Source organism: Acinetobacter sp. BY419, assembly GCF_019038395.1.
In the GTDB taxonomy this organism is placed as follows: Bacteria; Pseudomonadota; Gammaproteobacteria; order Pseudomonadales; family Moraxellaceae; genus Acinetobacter.
Genome location: NZ_JAGFXZ010000001.1, coordinates 1 through 19,365 on the forward strand (window position 1 = coordinate 1; position 19,365 = coordinate 19,365).

The window sequence follows — 19,365 nt, forward strand, 5'->3', positions numbered from 1 at the left end:
AAAGCACGTAGTCTTCATGGATTTCTCAGCGGAATTTATGCTTCGCTATGTGCATATCAATTAACCCATCGAAATAAGCCAAAAATTCAAATTATGAAATCATCGGCTTAAGCAGGATTCAGGTTAAGTAAGGTAATGTTGCAACAACAGCCCTTAGATGAACGAAGTATCCAGCAGAAACGGAATGAAATCCAGCGTTTAAGTACCCAGGAAAATCTGTCTGCACATCTGCTTTTGGTGTTGAAACAGATCAGTTTATTGCTGGAAACCTTACCGGAATTATTAAAATTACGACATGAATTATTAGGTGCCGAGATTAAATAACCAACTGCTTTACTTGGTTATAAGCCATTAAAAGTATTGAATATATTTAAATTTTAAAGATTCAATATTTAAATAATATTAGGTACACTCAGGATTAATTTAGCTAAATCAGTATGCATCATGAACATCAAAACTTTACGTCTGGTCGGTTTGTTTGAAGGGATTTCATTTCTGCTACTTTTATTTATCGCGATGCCAGTGAAATATATGATGGATAATCCGATTTTAGTGAAATATGTCGGTATGGGGCATGGCGTACTCTTTATATTGTTTTTAGTGGTGTTATTCGCAGTGTGTGAAAAACAGAAATGGTCACTGAGCATGTTTATCATGGGCTTGATCGCTTCAATCCTGCCATTTGGTCCGTTTATATTTGACCTGAAATTGAAAAAACTAGAGCAGCCAGTAGCTGAAGAGGCTTGATTAATCCCTCTCTCTAACTCTCTCCCCATAGGGAGAGAGGACTTTCAATATCTATCTATTCTTCATTATTAATTCTAAAACTATTAAATTTAATGAAAATTCCCTCTCCTTTTAGGAGAGGGTCAGGGAGAGCTAAAGTTTTTTTGTTAGAAAACATTCTTTAAGTAAAAAATTAAAACTCCCCTCTCGCTTTCCGCTCTGAAATAATCTGCTTTAAGCTTAGGTGCGGCAAAGTAAACCACGAAGCAATCAAGATGAAGGATGCGAGGCAATAGGCCCAAATATCATAGGCTTCATAAGCTATTCGTACTGCTTCAATTACCACAAAAAAGCTCAGCATCAGGATAATCGAAACCGTCGCAGCCACCGTGCCTTTAGACACTTCGGAAGACATCAGTGCAAAACGATACAGTACCGAGAAACTAAGCCCTTCCCCCAGACTGATACAGGTGGTGCCGATAATCAGGCAATGCACAAAATAATCCGGAATAAATAAGCCGAACATTAATAAGCCGGTACCAAATAGCATCATCGGTACGCCCAAGAGTACCGTTTTCCCTAAGGGCATTTTATCGATAATTTTAAGCAGAATCAGATTACCTGCAATCAAGCCACCCAGTACTGGAAATTGTGCCAGACCATATTGCACACTGCTAAAGCCAAACTGCTCCACCAGAATCACAGGTGACAAAGCAATCCACAGCATCAGAGGTAAACTGACCAAAGGCAATGCAATGGTCATAATCACAAAGCGTTTATTCTTTAAGACCTGTTTAAAGTCATCCAGAATATAGCTAACGGGTCTTTTTGGAATACTGATCTTGGTATTCGGCATTTTGGCGTTGAGACCAAACCAGCTTAGAAATGACAGAAATGCAATCCCGATAAAGCCCCATTGCCAAGAGATATGATCAATCATAAAAGCGCCCAATACCGGCCCGAGCAAGGGTGCCAGTAAGGAGACATTGGCCATGAGTGCCATGACTTTGATGGCATCTCGTTCTTCAAAGCTTTCCTGAATAGCCGCATAACCAACGGCGGTAATAAAGGACAAGCCAAAACCCTGCAAGAAGCGTACAAACAAGAAGCTTTCGATATTGGGTGTCAATAAAATAGCCAGACAGCAAATTGTAAAAAATGCCACGCCCCCGAGCAGAACTTTTCGACGCCCTAGACGATCAGACAATGGCCCTAAGATCGCAGCGACAAATGCTCCTCCCAACAGAAAAAAGGACATGGAAGAGGGTGCCCATGAACTGCTTACGCCAAAGTCGCGGGTAATCGCCAGCATGGCCGGCTGAATCAGGTCATTACAGATATAGACGGAAAATTCAAACAGGACCAATGCCAGCGGAAACATTAGTGTGGCACGGGTCAGTTTTTGGGTTTGGGTGTTTTGCATGGGAGTTTTTATTGTCATTCTGCCCGTTTTAACAGACTGAACTTTGTCTAAAATAGAAAGAAGGAATTTTAGCAGATTTAATTCTGAATAGTTTTAGGATACGTCCTCTAACTCTGCTCTTTCTTCAGTCTGAAACTTTATTTCAGGATTTTGTTTAAATTGAAGCCATTTGTTTTTCATCCAATGTTCTACTTTTTCTTTGCCCAAAATTGCTAAAAGATTATTAAGTAAAGAAAATTTGGCCAATCTATCAAAATAGTAGACTGTTACTCTTACATTTCGATCTATCTCATCATTTAGGCTAAATAAATCAATGATGTAATCTTTGTCTGAAACATCTAATGAATGACCCCAAATATTAAAATTTAAATCTAACTTCATTATCTTTAAAAAATGCTCTTCTCGTTCTTGTTCAATTTGATTGTTTGGATAATTATGACTTTTATGTTTTTTGTATTTTTCTAAAGTCTCTTTCAACTTTCTTTTATATCCATCTAAAAATAAATAATGAGTATCTTTAAATAATTTTTGATGATATTTGGTGAAACCGTACGCTTTTAGCTTTTTAAGCGATTCATCTTCTAACTGTGAGATCCCTAAAACTATATTTTGAAACTCTCCATGACTCCCATGTAAGTAATCAACGTCAACCGAATCATAGATACGTTGATATGTATTAGTATAGTTAAATGAATAAATTTTATCTGGATTAGTCCAGTCATTTGAGGAAATTTGAATATTGTTATTCGAATTAATTTTATTAACTATCAAGTCTAAATATAAATTAAATATTTTTATAAATTCTTCTAATTTTTTTACTAAATTACTTATTAAGATATCACTGTTGAATTTCTTATAACCCAATAAAAATTGGATATTTTCACCTTTTATATAGAATCGAAAATCTCCAATATCTGAATCATTAACCTTATGTATATTTGTATAGGTACGTCCATATTCATCATTATCTGTTTCATCAATAAAGTAGCCAGACTCTAAGATTCCTAATTTTTCTAGAATATTACAGTTTTCTCTGGTCAAAAAAATTTGCCATTCATTACTGTCTCCAGAGAAATAAACTTCAGTAGAAAAACCTGCAGCTTTTTCTATTTTTTCTTCTATATTCTCAATAAATCTTGCAACTACTCTCAATGCCTCATCAATTTTATTTTCAAAATCAATCCAAGTTCTTACTTCTTTTACATGATCTTTAAAAAACTCATACCAACAATTTAATGCCAATCTATATTGCAGCTGAATAACATCTTTTTTACTTAAATTAATATTTTCTGTTAAATAAAATTCCTTTGTTTTAGCGATAAAATCTGGATCTCTATTGCCAGCAAAAAGCTGTTCAAAGCTCATAAATTTTTTATCTGTCTCAGCTTCGACTTTTTTATCAAAAGTTTGCTCAAGTAACCGTATCCATTCTTGAATTTTCTTTTCATGTAAGTTCTTTGGTAGACCGCCCGTATCCTTGGTCTCGATTGCATTCATCACATCCATAAAATGATCATACTTTGTCGGTAAATAATGCGATAAATCAAATCCATTTCCCACAATCAAAATATTCATTATTCTTATCCCCCAAAAGCAAAAAAAGCGCATCCTCTAGATACGCTTTTAACCAAAATCTGTCTAAAGATCAAATACTATTATGGGCAGACAGCTTTCTGGAAAGTCTTGGTATTTGCTCCACGCATACAGCGATATGACTTTTCAGTCTCTTGTATTTTCCATTTCTTATCTTCTTTTTTGAAATGATAAATGGTCTGAACTGATCTAACCGAATCATCCATCAAACCTGTTTCAGTCACTTTTACCTGCCCAACGGTCGGCGACTCTACATTATTAAAAAACTGACGAATCTCAACTGTTGCCAGCTCATTACGCAAATCAGGCCTCATCTTAAGAACCTGATCCAAAGGTGTATCTGAAGAAGACTGCACTTTTGCAATCACCTGCTGGGTGGTCGTACAACCCGACATCATCATACCCAGACCTAAAACTGTAACTGCCAATATCCGTAACATATTGCTTAACCCAGATTATCTTTATTATACCGATTCATCATGCCGGGCTTTGCAGCTGAATGCTATTTAGACTCTGTAACCTCATTTACACAGCAATAAAAAAGCGCACCTTTCGATGCGCTTTTATAAATTCAACCAGATTAAAGATCGAATAATTTACCCGGGTTCATGATGCCGTTTGGATCGAACACTTTTTTCAGGGCTTTCATATACTCGATTTCTTCAGCTGAACGCGTATATTCAAGGTATGGCTTTTTGGTCATACCCACACCATGTTCTGCAGAAATTGAACCATCATATTTTTTCACGGTGTCAAATACGTACTTGTTCACCACCTGACATTTTGCGAAGAATTCATCTTTGCTTAAGTCCGCTGGTTTCAGGACGTTCAAGTGCAGGTTACCGTCACCGATATGACCAAACCAGCAGATTTCGAAGTCAGGGTAATTATCTGACACAATTGCATCAATTTCTTTAATAAATGCAGGTACATGAGTGATCAGTACCGAGATGTCATTTTTGTATGGAATAAATGGCGCGATTGACTCAGAAATATCTTCACGTAAACGCCATAAGCTTTCGACCTGATCCAGGCTCTGGCTCATTACGCCGTCCAGGACCCAACCCTGCTCCATGCAGTGCTCAAAAATTCCCATCGCCTTGTCCATAATCGGCTCAAACGGCGCTTCAAATTCAAGCAAGACATAGAATGGACATTCCGTTTCAAATGGACGCTGTACATGACCATTGGCCAATACTTTTTGCATTGCCAGTTCACCAAAGAACTCGAATGCAGTTAAATCAATTTTCGCCTGGAATGCATGCAGCACTGGCATGACTGCATCAAAATCAGTTACACCCAGTACCATCACTTGCAGGTCTTGCGGTTGACGTTCCAGCTTGATTTCAGCTTCAGTGACCAGACCCAGTGTACCCTCACCACCAATGAACAGGTGTTGAAGCGCATAACCGGTTGCATTCTTGATCATGCCCTTGTTCAGGCGCAGAACATCACCTTTACCTGTCACTACAGTCAGGCCAAGTACCCAGTTACGGGTCATGCCGTATTTGATTACTTTAATACCGCCGGCATTGGTACCGATGTTTCCGCCAATCTGACTTGAGCCTGCAGAAGCAAAGTCAACCGGATAATACATACCCTGCTGTTCTGCGTAGTTCTGAAGCTGTTCAGTCACCACACCCGCTTGAACACGCACCATACGGTCTGCCGGGAAGAATTCCAGAATCTGGTTCATCTTGTCCATGCTGACTACGATTTCGCCATTGGCTGCAACCGCACCTGCAGAAAGACCAGTACGACCGCCGGATGGCGTTACTGCAACATTGAACTGATTGGCAAGCTTCACAATCGCTTGAACCTGTTCAGTGGTGGATGGGAAAACGATGACCGATGGGCTTGGATCAAAGTGCTTAGTATGATCGCGACCCCAATTCTGGAGGCTGTCCGTATCAGTTTTAATACGGTTTTCACCCACAATTGCAGTCAATTGGGTCAATAACTCAGGGGTTAAAGCGACTGGAGCATTCATCGTTTGCAGACCTAGCATGATTTAAACAAGAGAGACTTCGCTGGTTTATTTGCATATTTTTTAGGCATAAAAACCTGTACACAAATCAGGCGAAACATGATGATTAAAGCACCAAAATTGGGAGCTTAAACAGCATGGCGCAATATTATAAGCTATTTTTAGGGGATTCCTTTAAAAAATGACAATTTTGATAATACACCTTTTAAAATGAATATTTAAATCAACCATATCTATCATTTTCACCACTATCACTTGCAAAAATAGCTGATATTGCCGTCATCAAGGAAATGTATAAGTGCGCTTTTCCTGTGCTATTATACCGCGACTAAATTTGGCCTTTGTAGCGGAGCCGTAATGAGCCAACATCTATCTCTACCTAAAGATAAAATCCGTTTTCTATTGTTAGAAGGCGTTCACCAGAACGCAATAGACACATTGAATGCAGCTGGATATACCAACATCGACTATCGTAAAACAGCGCTCGAAGGCGAAGCACTGAAAGAAGCGATTAAAGATGCGCACTTCGTCGGTATTCGTTCCCGTACTCAATTGACTGAAGAAGTATTTGAAGCTGCGAACAAACTGATTGCAGTAGGTTGTTTCTGTATCGGTACCAATCAGGTCAATCTTGATGCTGCAATGCGTCGCGGTATTCCTGTATTTAATGCACCGTATTCAAATACACGTTCGGTCGCTGAGCTGGTATTGGCAGAAACTATTCTTCTTCTGCGCCGTGTACCTGAAAAATCAACAGATACACATGCAGGTGGCTGGAACAAATCGGCTGTCGGTTCATTCGAAACACGTGGTAAAACTTTAGGTATCGTAGGTTACGGTTCAATCGGTTCACAACTTTCTGTACTGGCTGAAAGCCTAGGCATGAAAGTAACCTACTATGATGCAGTGACAAAACTACCTTTAGGTAATGCACGTCAAGTCGGCTCTATGGGCGAATTACTTGCCAATGCAGATGTGGTTACTCTACACGTTCCGGATCTGCCATCTACCCGTAATTTCTTTGGCAAAGAACAGTTTGCGCAAATGAAAGAAGGTTCAATCTTCCTGAATGCGGCACGTGGTACATGTGTCGTGATTGAAGACCTAGCAGATGCGATCAAGTCTGGTCACATTGCTGGTGCTGCGGTAGACGTATTCCCGAAAGAGCCTAAAGCCAATGGTGAAGAATTCGTTTCTCCACTGCGTAACCTTCCAAACGTGATCCTGACTCCGCACGTGGGTGGTTCGACCATGGAAGCACAAGCCAACATCGGTCTGGAAGTGGCTGAGAAATTCGTGGCTTATTCAGATAAAGGTATGACCTTATCTGCAGTGAACTTCCCGGAAATTGCATTGCCATTGACTGAAGGTAAACACCGTTTACTGCACATTCATAAAAACATGCCGGGTGTTCTTTCCAAGATCAACAACCTGTTTGCTGAACAAGGCATCAACATCTCTGGTCAATCCCTGATGACTAAAGGTGATGTTGGTTACCTGGTCATGGATGTAGACGCTGCTGCATCTCATGAAGCACTTGATATGCTGTCTAAGGTTGAAGGTACAATCCGCGCACGTGTATTGTTCTAATTCAAGATTTTAAAAAAAAACCACAGCTTTGGGCTGTGGTTTTTTGTTTTTAAGGTTTTTACTTTTAAACCTTTTCCAGCTTATGCTGCTCTTTCGCTATTCGAGACCTCGAAACCTATTTAGTCATGCTGAATTTTAAAATTGCACCCAGCGTGCAAGCACCACTGCTTCTGTTGATCGCGATGATCAGTATTCAAAGCAGTGGCTCCTTTGCCAAATATCTGTTCGGTCAGTTTCCAATTCTGACCGTTTCAGCCATGCGTCTGCTTTTAGGTGCCATCATTTTGGCGCTGATTTTTAAAATTTGGCAAATCCATTTTAGAGAGGTGAAATGGTCGGCAATTATCAGTTATGGTCTTGCCCTGGCAGGTATGAACCTGCTGTTTTATCTGTCGATTAATCGCCTGCCACTCGGCATCGCGGTCTCTTTTGAATTCATTGGTCCTTTAAGTGTGGCGCTGTTTTATGCCCGGCAAAAGTTCGACTTTGTCTGGGTCGGACTGGCCATTTTAGGACTAACCTTGCTGTTTCCCTTTGATCAGGCCGCACAGCCGCTGGATCCGGTCGGAATTCTATTTGCCTTGGGTGCGGGTGCCTGCTGGGCGCTATACATTGTCGCTGGACAAAAGCCTTCCGGGGTTTCCGGCAATTATACCGTGTGTCTGGGCATGTTTGTCGGCATGCTGGTTCTGATGCCGATTGCGCTCTTTGCAGGAATGCCAGCACATACTTTTGAGCCGATGAGTTTGCTATATTTTGTGGCTTTGGCTGTGCTGGCCAGCGCCCTGCCTTTTACCTTGGAAATGATTGCCCTGCGAAATTTAACCGCCTTGAGTTTCGGTACTTTGATGAGTCTGGAACCCGCAGTCGCAGCACTCTCGGGTTTCGTATTTCTGGGTGAAACTTTATTGTGGACACAATGGCTGGCGCTGGCCACCATTATCAGTGCCTCAATTGGCTGTACTGTGACGACACAAAGACAAAAAACTTGAATTTAAATAAAGGCGCTATAGCGCCTTTATTTAACATAGCTTTATTAACATCATTTTAACGTGGTGTTGCGTCTTTAATTGCCGTATTTAATACAGTCGCAGCTGTTACATTATAGCCATCGCATGTATAAGCAAGCTGGTCATACGCGTATTCTGTCCATTTGATCATTAAAAGACTGGCATCTTCTGCCTTTAATTTGTCCAAGGCAACTTTTCTTGATTGGGCAACATAATCGTCATGATCAATATGTTCACCATGTTCCGAGAATGCACTGTCATAAATTCCACCCTGATATTCGATCGCGCCGAAATACTTGTAATATTGCATAGCAGCATCTTTATATTCGGCCTTTTTATATTTTAAGCCAGCCATGGTGCCCTCTATAATAGCTTCTGCCATTTCCTGGACAGAGCTTTGTGCCTGCCATTCAGCCAGTGTGGTATAGCGAGTTTTTTCTCTCGGATTAAATTCAATATATTCTTCTTCAGGATGTTCCGCCAGAAGACGGAAACATTTAGATCCATTCGGGAATTTGCGCGCCTTCTGCAAATCAATAAAATTGGTTGCAAATTCATTATAATATTTGCGGTCAGCAGCTGTGGTGTTGTCACTATTAAAGAGCACGCGGGTCGCAGTATCTTCATACATTTTTACCCCGGCAATATTGGTACGTTCAGTTAATGCTTTGCCTGACAGGTCGTACCACGCTATATGCCGATGATTGCTGATGTTGTTCTCAGGTATGGTCACAGGACGGCTCTTATATTGAGTTGTCGTATTTTCCAGTACTTTTTCCATCTTATAGCCGAATGATGTACGGGTCCGATCTGCAGGAAATACCCCTTTGGTTGTAACATAATTTGGGAAAACCATGTCCGTTTCAATATCATATTCGGTATCAACGGCACTGTTATCATCTGCATATAATATGCCGTCAGTAATTTTATTTTTATGACTGGCTAATAGAAGTTTTTTCGACTCCATTTCTGATGCATCAGTATTCGGCAAGTTGAACTGATAGTTGTAGAATTCCGAAACTGTGTCTGATGCTCCATCACCCGGGGTTCCAGGATTGCTCGGATTGGTCGGAGCCGGTTGACTAGGGACTGGTGTATTATTATCAGAATTATCAGAGCCACCACATGCTGCAAGCATACAGCCCAAAATGGCGCAAGAAAGTATTCTTAATTTCATTATTATCTACCTTATTATTTTCATTGTTATTTTAATGCTGCCCCGAATTGGGATCTAAGATATTTTAATAAATATGGAAATAAGATCAAATTAAAAATTGATTAATTTGTAACCGCACCCATGTAATTTTAATTTTGAATTTAAAATTTTCAGGTGTTTTAACGAGCCAAATACTTGACTTCATTGACTCAGGCTTGAAGTTCACCTTGCTAAAATATTCCCCTGCCTTACTCAGCAAAAATGAATCAATTTGCTATAATTTCATTGCCCCTATTTCTTATTTTCACCCGCGCTGGGTAGAAGCTTTCCATGCCAAACGCCCAACTCCTTGCCGTATTCTTCATGGTCTTGTCCATGAGTTCCTACCAGATCAGTGCATCTTTTGCCAAACAGCTGTTTAGTGTACTGGATCCCATCAGCGTGACCATTTTAAGGCTCTGTTTTGCTGCAACCATTGTCTGTGTCATGTTCCGCTCCTGGAAAATTATTTCACGTTTGCCTTTTTTAAAATGGCGGGATTTACTCTGCTACAGCGCCGCTTTAGGTGTCATGAATATTTTATTCTATCTGTCCCTTGGCCGTTTACCGCAGGGAATTGCAGTCGGTCTGGAATTTATTGGTCCTTTGGGGCTAGCCCTGCTGTCGATTAAACATCGCAGTGATTATATCTGGGTATTAATGGCCATTTTGGGTATCGTGCTGATGGTGCCATGGGGACAGGCCAATAGCAGTAATTTCGACCTGTTGGGCGCAGCCTGTGCCTTAGGTGCAGGTTTATGCTGGGCATTGTATATTTTCTTTGGTCAACGTGTGGTTCAGCAGAATATCGGAATGCATGCGCTGACCATTGCCATCAGTATCTCGGCTTTGTGTCTGCTGCCGATTGGTCTCTACAACAACGCGCCCGCATTGATTGAGACGCAACATTGGGGTAAAGCCGTTGTCATTGCGGTTCTGGCCACAGCGATTCCCTACGCACTGGACTTAAAAGCCTTGCAGCACTTAAACAAGACCAGCTATGGCACCTTGTCCAGCTTGTCGCCCGCCTTGGCTGCACTGACCGGTTTTCTGTTATTGGGCGAGAAAATTAGCTTACTGCAAGCTGTTGCTCTGGTTTGTATCATGCTGGCATCTGTCGGTGTAACAGTACGTGCCGCACGTCAAGGATCGGCAGAGCGGAATGCATAAAGCCTGAATTAAAATCTGAGCAACTGCCTAAATGTTTTCGCTTTCTCCCTTAAGGAGAAATATATTGAAGAATGAAGCAGGATAAAAAAAGATGGCATTATAGCCATCTTTTTCATTTATTCGATTTGAATTTAAAGTTTAGCTTTGTACCAGCATATCTTTTTTCATCTCTTTATAACGCTGATATTCATCCTTGTACTGCACTGCTAAAGCGGTCTTTTGCTCTTCTCCCAGAATTTTACCTGCCTGCTGGAAGAAACCATGTTCCTCTTCTTTTAAGTGGTGATGCACTTTTTCGGAAAGCTTTTTGGCAATCGCAATCCAGCCCGGATTACTCAATTCGGTTGCAGTCAGCTCTTCAATCATCTCGTCCATTTCATGATGTTCGGCCAAGGCATGACGGGTAATATTCAAGCCCGAATCCGTCATCATCAAGGGAATATAGAAGTAGCGGTCTTCCGCAGCTTCATGGGCAAATAATTCATTCTTGAGTTGTTTGAACAGCTCACGGCGTTCTGCTGTGTCCCCGGAAGTCTGTAATAGTTTTTCTGCAAGGTCACGCTGAATTTCATGACTCTCTCTTAAGGCTTCAAAAATGGTGGTCATTCCGATATTTCTCCAATTGTTTTATTTCTCATATCATTGATTCTAGGAGATTTTCAGAGCCAGTTCAGACGCAGTTTATACAGTGATTTGTATAAGAAAGTTTAATATCGAGAATGGTTTACATTGGGTTTAGGCCAATATAAACATCTGGTATGCCATCCGACAAATCAGCAGACTGACCAGAATCAGGAATAAAAGCCGGATAAAACCACTACCATATTTAAATGCCAAACGGACTCCGACCAAGGAACCACAGATATTGGCCACCGCCATCATCGCCCCCACCATAAACAGCACATTGCCGCTGGGAATAAAAAAGCTTAACGCTGCCAGATTGGTCGTGAAATTGGCAATTTTCGATAAAGCCGATGCATGCAGAAAGTCGACGCTTAAATAGCGAATAAAAAAGAAAATAAAGAAACTACCGGTACCCGGCCCAAAGATACCATCATAAAAGCCTATCGCCAGACTACCCAAAGCAGCCAGAATCAGCATTTTCCGACTCAGTTTTTGTTCGGTATGTACCTGGCCGAACTGTTTTTTCATCAAGGTATAGATTGCAATCACGATCAGCATGAGCAGCACAAAAGGCTTGAGAATCTCGACCGGAATCAGGCTAACGCTGGCCGCTCCAATAAAAGAGCTCATAAAACTGCAAGCTGCAATTACACCTAGAAGCAGCCAGGGCAGTTTCACCTGACGCAGATAGGAAAATGCCGCAGATCCGGTACCGAAAATGGAAGCAAGTTTATTGGTGCCAAAGACCGTTGCAGGCTGTAAATGCGGCAGGCTGCCCATAATCGCCGGAATCTGGATCAGACCACCACCGCCTACGGCAGCATCAATTGCACCTGCAAAAAATGCAAAGACAATGAGACTGATGATGATCTCGATCTCCATATCTTATCTGTCCTAGAGATTCAACACGCGTTTTGGTACCAGACGTTTGCGATCGGTAATTTCAGCCAGCCCCAGACATTTCTCACCATCAAAGACCAGCACCTGTTCAGCTGCTTCATGTTCGATATTACTTTCCATGCCGCGACTGAAATATTCCGCACGTCCTTCAGGCACCTGCACCTGCGGGAAATGCTGTACCGGAGCATAAGCTGGCAACAACAAGGCATCACGCTCTGCTTCGCTCAGGCTTTCCAGATATTCAATGGTATAACTCGGAATCAAATCAAAATGACCGGTTTTGATACGGTGCAAATAAGTCAGATGGCCATAGGTTCCCAGTGCTTTGGCGATATCTTCACCCAAAACCCGGATATAGGTGCCTTTAGAACAGGTAATATCCAGGGTAATACTGTTTTCAGTAAAGGATAAAAGCTCAATTGCTAAAATAGTAATCGGGCGCGCTTCACGCTCAATTTCGATGCCTTTACGTGCCAGCTCGTATAAAGGACGGCCTTCTTTTTTCAGTGCCGAATACATCGGTGGTACTTGCTGGATATCACCAACAAATTGGGTTAGTGTTTCTTGAATCAAGGCTTCCGAGAGTTCTGGAACCGCTTTTCCCAGTAATACCTCGCCTTCTACATCGCCAGTGGTGGTGCTATGCCCGAGGAATACAATGGTCTGATAACGCTTGACCGAATCCAATAAATAATGCGAAAACTTGGTTGCCTCTCCCAGGCACACCGGCAATAAACCGGAGGCCAGAGGATCCAGCGCACCGGTATGGCCGGCTTTTTGTGCACGATACAACCAGCGGACTCTTTGCAATGCAGCATTGGAACTGATGCCCAGAGGTTTGTTCAAAAGGAAGACACCGCTGAGATGACGACGCTGAATTTTAGGAGATGATGCTTTCATGGCAAAAAATCAGACATTTTATAAATTGGCGCCATGGTAAAACCCTGCGAGATGATTTACAACTTTTCTATAGTATCTGATGATTTTTATGGCATATTGAGCCGGCTTGAACCTCTAAAAGCTCGATCATCTAAAAGCTTTAATATCTAAAAATAATGAAATAACGATAAAATAGGTGCATAGGATATGCAGAAATACAAAATATGGATCATTCTGGCTGTGCTGGTGCTGTGTATCATCACACTGATCTTATGGCTGTCTCCAAAAGAAAATACCCAAGCGGATACTGGCACAAAAGCCTCTTTCACTGAAAGTAATGCAGAGCAAACCGCCTTTAGGGTCAATGGTCCTGCCAATGCATCCTTCCCCAGTGCCAGCCAGCAAGATACCGAAATCAATTGTCAGATGCAGCTAGATGCCAGCAACCGTCTGATCGTGAATGAACAGACCCGCAACTGTTTTGAATATTTTATTACCCAGTTCGGTGAAAAAAATCTGCAGCAAATCCAGCAGGATTTCAAAGCCTATATTCGCCAGACTCATAAAGAACCGGCACTCACCCAAATTCTGGATTTATGGGATCGTTATATCCAGTATCGTCAAGGTCTGGGCCAGCTCACAACACCAACCGGGCTTGATCAGGAAGATCCTGCCTATTACCGGAGCATCTACACCAGTACCCAAAACTTACGCAAGCAATTCTTTTCCAGTTATGAAATTGAAGGCTTGTTTGGTACAGAAGATGCCTATCATGAATATACTCTGGACCGGATGAGCGTGCTGGCAGACAAAAGCCTGACTGAGACTGAAAAAGCCCAAAAACTCAAAGCGCTATTTCAGCAACTGCCGCAAGACTGGCAGGAAAATCTGGAGCAGCTGAATAAACTGGAAGATCTGCGCAAACTCACCGCAGATATTAAGGCCCGTGGCGGTTCTAGCGATGAAATCCGCCAGATGCGGATAAATCTGGTTGGCCCTGAAGCAACACAACGACTGGAAAAACTGGACGTACAACGTAGCGACTGGAAAAACCGGGTGACTGGCTATCTGGCCGAACGGGATCAGGTGGCACAATCCGGCATGTCTGTCACCGCCAAGCAGCAAGCCATTGCCCAGCTTCGAAGCAAGCATTTCAATACTCCGCAAGAACAGCTGCGGGTAGAAACCTTTGAACAGGTCCATGATCAGGGGGCCAAGCTCCCCTTCGCGGATTAAGCCCAAAAGCCATCACCTGTTGATGGCTTTTTTATGACTCCAAGATTCACGACTTAATAGTTGTTCTTAAAACGACTCCTTAGAGTTGTTTCCAAATATTTCTTATTTACACAAAATAACCTGCATGAGTCTTTTGTATTTCAGATAGTTGTGATTTAAATACATATGTAGATAAAACATATACTTACAATGTAAAAACCTCCTGTCCTGCATGTCCTGAAATGACATGGTCTAAATGCCTTGAAATGAAAAAAATACCCTTCTTAAAAAGAAAAATTGCTCAGCCACTGAAGGCCGAAACTGTATTTTCATCGTCTGATTTTGTGGCTTACAGCACTTTACACAAAGCAATGATTGCTTGAATAACGATAAAATTAAAAAGGGACAGTTATGCGTACTTTTAGCAAGACAGCACAGTTTATGACTGTAGCGTTAGCAACAACTCTAGGATTAAGCTTTTCTACACAGACTCAGGCAGCAGCAAGTGCAACACAAGTCATCGAAAAAACCAGGTCCGACTATGCCAAGACTCAATACCCGATCTTGATGGTGCATGGCTGGCTAGGCTGGTCACGCATTGGGACCGATAGCATCGGGCTGGATTACTGGTATCAGATTCTGCCGGATATGGCACGTAACGGCTCAACTGTCTTTGCTGCGCAATTGTCTCCGGCCAATACCACGGCGCATCGCGGTGAGCAACTGATCCAGCAGGTTGAAGATGTTCTGGCAATTACCGGCAAGTCCAAACTGAATTTGATTGGTCATTCTCATGGTGGGCCGACGGTACTGTATGTCGCAGCGACCCAACCGCAGTATATCGCCTCTATTACCGGCGTTGCAGGAACTTACCACGGTTCTAAAGTCGCAGATGATATCCAAAATAATAGTCTGACCCGTACCGCTTTCAATATTTTAGGTGATTATATTATTGGGCCATTGATTGCACTGGGTCAGTTTAAGCCTGAACTGGAAATTGATTTTGATGCTTCCATGAAATCCCTGAGCCAGACCGGTTCAAAAACTTTTAATGCCACAGTAGCACAGCAGGTGGTGAAAGATGGTGTATTGGCTTCCACAGAAAACTGCAATAAAAACTTAAAACAGAAAGATAGCAAAGGCATTCATTATTATTCCTGGACGGGTGTAGCCCAAGCCACCAACGCACTGGATATTGATACGATTCTGATGCAGCTCGGTCCTTTGTCTTATGGCAATAAAGACAATGATGGCATGGTGTCACGTTGTAGTGCTTTCATGGGCAAGGTCATTAATGACCAGTACAAACTCAATCATACGGATATGGCCAATATGATGTTTGGTCTGAAGGGTATGTTTGCCCCAGATCCGGTCGCCCTCTACCGCCAGCATGCCAACCGACTCAAATTACAGGGCTTATAACGCAAGACGCCTGTATTTCAGCTGAAATATAGGCTTTTTTTGATTCTTTTTTATTTGACCTGTCAGTGAGCTGGAAGCTGCAATAAAAACAACAATTTATCCCTTGAGCTTTTTGCTGCGAGTTGCTCTATTGGCTGGCCCTTATCTTTTTAATCATGAACCATCGTTTTTGACTACAAAAGCTTAGAAAACCGAGTTCCTGCTGCATAAGGGGACTTTGCGGAACCGGATGAGGATCTATCCGGTTAAAACAACAAAAAGTGAGGAAAATATAATGAAATTCGGAGCATTAATCACCGGTCTGCTGCTGGCAGGTACATGCCTTAGCACTCAGGCATCCACCCAAGCCAGTCAGGTTACAGCGAAAGCCAGTTCACAATATGCCAAGACCCAATATCCAATTGTATTTGCACATGGTATGGCAGGTTTTATCCGGATCGGTACCGACCAGTTTGGACTGGATTACTGGTATCAGATTTTACCGGATCTGGCGCGTAATGGCGGCAATGTCTGGGCAACACGCGTTTCGCCTTTCAACTCGTCCGAAATCCGTGGTGAACAGCTTTTACAGCAAGTGAAAGAAATTCAGGCGATTACAGGTGCAGCTAAAGTTAATCTGATTGGTCATTCACATGGCGGTCCTACCATTCGTTATGTCGCAGGAGTAGCGCCTACACTGGTCGCCTCTCTGACTTCAGTGGGCGCACCCCATAAAGGTTCTCCGGTTGCAGACCTGATTCTTCAGGCAGAAGGCACACCGATACAGGGCCCTTTAGTGGGGGGCATCAATCTGGTATCTAAAGCCATCACCTGGGCACAAGGTCTGAATCCGAACAGTTTCCCGCATGATTCTCTGGCAGGTGGTAGCAGCCTGACACTGGCGGGATCTGCTAAATTTAACCAGAAATATCCGCTGGGTATGCCGACCACCGCCTGTGGTGAAGGTAAGGCTAAAGACGGCGGTGTTCATCATTATTCATTTACCGGTGTGGGCATAGTCACCAATATTCTCGATCCTGATTCTGCCCTCAAAGTTACCAGTCTGCTGATTAATGGCGGCAAGGACAATGATGGTCTGGTCTCTCGCTGTAGTGCCAAATTCGGTAAAACCATTCGTGATAACTACAACTGGAACCATCTGGATGAAGTCAATATGGTCCTAGGCCTGAAAAATATCTTTGCGCCTGATCCGGTCGATGTTTATCGTCAGCATGCCAATCGATTGAAGCTGCAAGGCTTATAAAGCTATACAAGCCTCTATTCATCCAGAGGCTTTTTCTATCTTATTTTTCTTAAAATTTACTTGTTAATCATGCCCAAACTGTATATAAAATATACATAAAATCTAAAAAAAGAACTGTGAAATAAAATAAATGCAGATACGTTCTATAGAAATCAAAAACAAATTTAAAAGAACCTGCCCCTGCTGCAAACGAAAAGTCATTAATCCTTTTCAATTTAAAAAATATGAGCCTTATTATTGCCCCTCCTGTGATCGACATATTATCGCAAATGTATGGATCAGTATTTTACTGGCTATCACACAATGTTTTATTTGCATTCAACTTTTTAATACAGGATTCCAGTCTTGGGGATATTTTGTATTATTCCTGATGTTTATTCATAAAATTTTCTTGGATATTTTGGATGCTATGATCTTGCCTTTGCAGGAACATTTCGAATAAAGCTAAATAAAAGCAGGCACAAAAAATGCGCCCAAAGGCGCATTTTTTCACTCGTATAAAACTTAAAATTAAGCTTTAGTTTTACGAGCTGGTAATTTTTCACGAATACGTGCAGCTTTACCAGACAATTCACGTAGGTAGTAAAGTTTAGCACGACGAACGTCACCACGACGTTTCACTTCGATACCAGCAACGATTGGAGAATGAGTTTGGAATACACGCTCAACGCCAATGCCGCTAGAAATTTTACGTACTGTGAACGCAGAGTTCAGACCACGGTTTTTCTTAGCAATTACAACGCCTTCAAACGCCTGTAAACGTTCACGGTCGCCTTCTTTTACTTTAACTTGAACAATAACTGTATCACCTGGTGCAAAAGCAGGGATGTCTTGTTTCAATTGTGCGTTTTCAATTACTTGAACTAAAGGATGCTTACCGCTCATGGGGTATCTCCAATATGTGCGAGTCAGAAGAGGTCTGATCATCGCTGGGTATAGAGGCTAAAGCGCATACACCCGATTATCTTTCCCTTTAGGGTTGACCATCTCAACCATAAAGAGCCTATTAAAGAATACTTAAATAATTTTAAGTACTGGCTTGAAGACAGAAATAATTACTCATCCATGCCTTACAAATCTTTTAGCCATTTTTTCTGCTGCTTGGTCAGTTCGACTTTTTCCACCAACTCTGGGCGGCGTTCAAGTGTACGCTGATATCGCTGCAAAAACCGCCATTTTTCAATATTGGCATGATGCCCGGATTTTAAAATCTCAGGTACGTCCAATCCTTCAAAATGATCTGGCTTGGTATATTGTGGGCAATCTAGAAGACCATCCACAAATGAGTCTTGCACGTGTGACTGTTCATCAGACATGGCACCCGGAAGTCTCCGGATAATACTGTCTAATAAAACCATCGCAGGCAGTTCACCACCCGATAACACGTAATCCCCAATTGACCATTCCTGATCAACATATTGCTGGATCAAACGTTCATCGACACCTTCATAACGTCCGCACAGTACAATGATTCCATCATATTTGACAAAGTCCTGTACTGCAGTTTCATTTAAGGTCTTTCCTTGTGGTGACATATACACCACAGGAACCTGAACAGCACCTGCTTGCGTTGCAAGCTCTTTGGCATGCTGGATTGCTTTTGCCAGAGGCTCAGCCATCATCACCATACCCGGACCACCACCGAATGGACGTTCATCCACGCGTTTATAGTTGCCCGTCGCATAATCGCGAGGGTTGATGCAATGAATCTGCATCAATTCACGTTTTGCTGCGCGCCCGCTAATCCCATAGGCTGTAATCGCTTCAAACATTTCAGGAAAAAGCGTAATGACTGCAAAAAACATCGCAGACTCCCTTATTTCCGAAAAATTCTTAGTAGTCTACGCCCCAATTGACATAGATACGACCAGCTTCAAGATCAACGCGTTGCACCACATCTTTATGCCATGGAATCATGCGCTCTTCAGCATCAACGCTGTCTGGTGTTGCGTGAACCACCATCACATCGTTAGCACCTGTCTCAAACATTTCATGGATTTTACCGAGATTAACTTCTTGTTCAGCATCATCCAAACCTAACACTGTTAGACCTTTTAAATCCGACCAATAAAACTCGTCCATTCCTGCTTTCGGAATTTGCGTTTTAGAAATCCAAACATTGGTGCCAACCAAGCTATCCGCTCCAGTGCGATCAACCACACCTTTCAGCGAAACAACCAAGCCTTTACCATGTGGCTTCCAGCGTTTTACATCGACAATTTGCCATCCGTCCTTGGTCTCAATGTACCAAGGCAGATAGTCAAATATGTTGCTCATGGGTTCTGTATTGGAATAGACCCAGAGCCACCCATTTAATCCATATGCTGAACGCAACTGTCCAATCTGAATACGATCTTCGGGAACATTCTGTGTTGGTGTCATGGGCTA

18 protein-coding genes and 2 pseudogenes are annotated in these 19,365 nt (G+C 42.2%); 9 read left to right on the forward strand and 11 right to left on the reverse strand.

What is annotated here, in order from left to right; translation table 11 throughout:
- From KUG37_RS00005 to KUG37_RS00015, 3 genes and pseudogenes are all read left to right on the forward strand, one after another.
- Nucleotides 1-111, forward strand: a pseudogene (locus tag KUG37_RS00005) (IS982 family transposase); the annotation flags it as partial.
- A gap of 12 nt (nucleotides 112-123) precedes the next feature.
- A pseudogene (locus KUG37_RS00010) lies at nucleotides 124-324 on the forward strand (hypothetical protein); the annotation flags it as partial.
- A gap of 120 nt (nucleotides 325-444) precedes the next feature.
- Nucleotides 445-747, forward strand: a complete 303-nt coding sequence (locus KUG37_RS00015) for a DUF3817 domain-containing protein (protein ID WP_216937206.1) — start codon at nucleotides 445-447, stop codon at nucleotides 745-747.
- 172 nt (nucleotides 748-919) lie between these two features.
- Here the strand turns inward: KUG37_RS00015 and KUG37_RS00020 are convergent, their stop codons facing one another.
- The 4 genes from KUG37_RS00020 to KUG37_RS00035 all read right to left on the reverse strand — a co-directional run bounded on the left by KUG37_RS00020 (nucleotide 920) and on the right by KUG37_RS00035 (nucleotide 5,732).
- A complete protein-coding gene (locus tag KUG37_RS00020; protein WP_216937210.1) occupies nucleotides 920-2,149 on the reverse strand; it encodes an MFS transporter in 1,230 nt (409 codons plus the stop codon).
- A 93-nt stretch (nucleotides 2,150-2,242) separates the two neighbouring features.
- Nucleotides 2,243-3,724, reverse strand: coding sequence for an AbiH family protein (locus KUG37_RS00025; protein ID WP_216940051.1), 1,482 nt, complete (start codon nucleotides 3,722-3,724; stop codon nucleotides 2,243-2,245).
- A gap of 80 nt (nucleotides 3,725-3,804) precedes the next feature.
- The gene (locus KUG37_RS00030; RefSeq protein WP_216937203.1) at nucleotides 3,805-4,182 is read right to left on the reverse strand and encodes a hypothetical protein; all 378 of its coding nucleotides are present in this window, start codon (nucleotides 4,180-4,182) and stop codon (nucleotides 3,805-3,807) included.
- A 140-nt stretch (nucleotides 4,183-4,322) separates the two neighbouring features.
- Complete coding sequence (locus tag KUG37_RS00035) at nucleotides 4,323-5,732, reverse strand: FAD-binding oxidoreductase (protein WP_216940053.1); 1,410 nt, start codon at nucleotides 5,730-5,732, stop codon at nucleotides 4,323-4,325.
- 354 nt (nucleotides 5,733-6,086) lie between these two features.
- Here KUG37_RS00035 and serA point away from each other — a divergent pair, with 354 nt between their 5' ends.
- The gene (serA, locus tag KUG37_RS00040; protein WP_216937199.1) at nucleotides 6,087-7,319 is read left to right on the forward strand and encodes a phosphoglycerate dehydrogenase; all 1,233 of its coding nucleotides are present in this window, start codon (nucleotides 6,087-6,089) and stop codon (nucleotides 7,317-7,319) included.
- A gap of 125 nt (nucleotides 7,320-7,444) precedes the next feature.
- Nucleotides 7,445-8,311, forward strand: a complete 867-nt coding sequence (locus tag KUG37_RS00045; protein ID WP_216937197.1) for an EamA family transporter — start codon at nucleotides 7,445-7,447, stop codon at nucleotides 8,309-8,311.
- Nucleotides 8,312-8,366: 55 nt separating this feature from the next.
- On the opposite strand, the gene KUG37_RS00050 is transcribed toward KUG37_RS00045, so the two are convergent.
- Nucleotides 8,367-9,506 carry a hypothetical protein gene (locus tag KUG37_RS00050; RefSeq protein ID WP_216940054.1) on the reverse strand — a complete coding sequence of 380 codons (1,140 nt, stop codon included), beginning with the start codon at nucleotides 9,504-9,506 and terminating at the stop codon, nucleotides 8,367-8,369.
- A gap of 309 nt (nucleotides 9,507-9,815) precedes the next feature.
- Here KUG37_RS00050 and KUG37_RS00055 point away from each other — a divergent pair, with 309 nt between their 5' ends.
- Entirely contained in the window at nucleotides 9,816-10,694 is an 879-nt protein-coding gene (locus KUG37_RS00055; protein WP_216940055.1) for a DMT family transporter, read from the forward strand.
- A 138-nt stretch (nucleotides 10,695-10,832) separates the two neighbouring features.
- On the opposite strand, the gene KUG37_RS00060 is transcribed toward KUG37_RS00055, so the two are convergent.
- From KUG37_RS00060 to truB, 3 genes are all read right to left on the reverse strand, one after another.
- Nucleotides 10,833-11,300 (reverse strand): hemerythrin domain-containing protein, encoded by a 468-nt coding sequence (locus KUG37_RS00060; RefSeq protein ID WP_216937191.1) that lies wholly within the window; start codon nucleotides 11,298-11,300, stop codon nucleotides 10,833-10,835.
- Nucleotides 11,301-11,429: 129 nt separating this feature from the next.
- Nucleotides 11,430-12,200, reverse strand: a complete 771-nt coding sequence (locus KUG37_RS00065) for a TSUP family transporter (RefSeq protein ID WP_216937189.1) — start codon at nucleotides 12,198-12,200, stop codon at nucleotides 11,430-11,432.
- Between the two features lie 12 nt (nucleotides 12,201-12,212).
- On the reverse strand, nucleotides 12,213-13,118 hold the full coding sequence (truB, locus tag KUG37_RS00070) for a tRNA pseudouridine(55) synthase TruB (protein WP_216937187.1): 906 nt from the start codon (nucleotides 13,116-13,118) through the stop codon (nucleotides 12,213-12,215).
- Nucleotides 13,119-13,304: 186 nt separating this feature from the next.
- Between truB and KUG37_RS00075 the strand changes: the two genes are divergently transcribed.
- From KUG37_RS00075 to KUG37_RS00085, 3 genes are all read left to right on the forward strand, one after another.
- On the forward strand, nucleotides 13,305-14,333 hold the full coding sequence (locus KUG37_RS00075; RefSeq protein WP_216940056.1) for a lipase secretion chaperone: 1,029 nt from the start codon (nucleotides 13,305-13,307) through the stop codon (nucleotides 14,331-14,333).
- A gap of 390 nt (nucleotides 14,334-14,723) precedes the next feature.
- Complete coding sequence (locus KUG37_RS00080) at nucleotides 14,724-15,734, forward strand: triacylglycerol lipase (protein ID WP_216940057.1); 1,011 nt, start codon at nucleotides 14,724-14,726, stop codon at nucleotides 15,732-15,734.
- A gap of 274 nt (nucleotides 15,735-16,008) precedes the next feature.
- Nucleotides 16,009-16,977 (forward strand): triacylglycerol lipase, encoded by a 969-nt coding sequence (locus KUG37_RS00085; protein ID WP_216937180.1) that lies wholly within the window; start codon nucleotides 16,009-16,011, stop codon nucleotides 16,975-16,977.
- Between the two features lie 510 nt (nucleotides 16,978-17,487).
- On the opposite strand, the gene rplS is transcribed toward KUG37_RS00085, so the two are convergent.
- The 3 genes from rplS to rimM form a co-directional block, all read right to left on the reverse strand.
- Nucleotides 17,488-17,862, reverse strand: a complete 375-nt coding sequence (gene rplS / locus KUG37_RS00090) for a 50S ribosomal protein L19 (RefSeq protein WP_216937178.1) — start codon at nucleotides 17,860-17,862, stop codon at nucleotides 17,488-17,490.
- Between the two features lie 185 nt (nucleotides 17,863-18,047).
- The gene (gene trmD, locus KUG37_RS00095) at nucleotides 18,048-18,782 is read right to left on the reverse strand and encodes a tRNA (guanosine(37)-N1)-methyltransferase TrmD (protein WP_216937176.1); all 735 of its coding nucleotides are present in this window, start codon (nucleotides 18,780-18,782) and stop codon (nucleotides 18,048-18,050) included.
- 28 nt (nucleotides 18,783-18,810) lie between these two features.
- A complete protein-coding gene (gene rimM, locus KUG37_RS00100) occupies nucleotides 18,811-19,359 on the reverse strand; it encodes a ribosome maturation factor RimM (protein WP_216937174.1) in 549 nt (182 codons plus the stop codon).
- Nucleotides 19,360-19,365: the final 6 nt, after the last annotated feature.

What these genes read in the sequence shown, in the direction of transcription:
- KUG37_RS00045 (WP_216937197.1), top strand. Translation starts at nt 7,445, where the DNA reads ATGCTGAATTTTAAAATTGCACCCAGCGTGCAAGCACCACTGCTTCTG.
- KUG37_RS00035 (WP_216940053.1), bottom strand. Translation starts at nt 5,732, where the DNA reads ATGAATGCTCCAGTCGCTTTAACCCCTGAGTTATTGACCCAATTGACT.
- truB (WP_216937187.1), bottom strand. Translation starts at nt 13,118, where the DNA reads ATGAAAGCATCATCTCCTAAAATTCAGCGTCGTCATCTCAGCGGTGTC.
- rimM (WP_216937174.1), bottom strand. Translation starts at nt 19,359, where the DNA reads ATGACACCAACACAGAATGTTCCCGAAGATCGTATTCAGATTGGACAG.
- KUG37_RS00055 (WP_216940055.1), top strand. Translation starts at nt 9,816, where the DNA reads ATGCCAAACGCCCAACTCCTTGCCGTATTCTTCATGGTCTTGTCCATG.
- KUG37_RS00085 (WP_216937180.1), top strand. Translation starts at nt 16,009, where the DNA reads ATGAAATTCGGAGCATTAATCACCGGTCTGCTGCTGGCAGGTACATGC.
- KUG37_RS00060 (WP_216937191.1), bottom strand. Translation starts at nt 11,300, where the DNA reads ATGACCACCATTTTTGAAGCCTTAAGAGAGAGTCATGAAATTCAGCGT.
- KUG37_RS00080 (WP_216940057.1), top strand. Translation starts at nt 14,724, where the DNA reads ATGCGTACTTTTAGCAAGACAGCACAGTTTATGACTGTAGCGTTAGCA.
- rplS (WP_216937178.1), bottom strand. Translation starts at nt 17,862, where the DNA reads ATGAGCGGTAAGCATCCTTTAGTTCAAGTAATTGAAAACGCACAATTG.
- KUG37_RS00030 (WP_216937203.1), bottom strand. Translation starts at nt 4,182, where the DNA reads ATGTTACGGATATTGGCAGTTACAGTTTTAGGTCTGGGTATGATGATG.
- KUG37_RS00050 (WP_216940054.1), bottom strand. Translation starts at nt 9,506, where the DNA reads ATGAAATTAAGAATACTTTCTTGCGCCATTTTGGGCTGTATGCTTGCA.
- KUG37_RS00025 (WP_216940051.1), bottom strand. Translation starts at nt 3,724, where the DNA reads ATGAATATTTTGATTGTGGGAAATGGATTTGATTTATCGCATTATTTA.
- trmD (WP_216937176.1), bottom strand. Translation starts at nt 18,782, where the DNA reads ATGTTTTTTGCAGTCATTACGCTTTTTCCTGAAATGTTTGAAGCGATT.
- serA (WP_216937199.1), top strand. Translation starts at nt 6,087, where the DNA reads ATGAGCCAACATCTATCTCTACCTAAAGATAAAATCCGTTTTCTATTG.
- KUG37_RS00015 (WP_216937206.1), top strand. Translation starts at nt 445, where the DNA reads ATGAACATCAAAACTTTACGTCTGGTCGGTTTGTTTGAAGGGATTTCA.
- KUG37_RS00075 (WP_216940056.1), top strand. Translation starts at nt 13,305, where the DNA reads ATGCAGAAATACAAAATATGGATCATTCTGGCTGTGCTGGTGCTGTGT.
- KUG37_RS00065 (WP_216937189.1), bottom strand. Translation starts at nt 12,200, where the DNA reads ATGGAGATCGAGATCATCATCAGTCTCATTGTCTTTGCATTTTTTGCA.
- KUG37_RS00020 (WP_216937210.1), bottom strand. Translation starts at nt 2,149, where the DNA reads ATGCAAAACACCCAAACCCAAAAACTGACCCGTGCCACACTAATGTTT.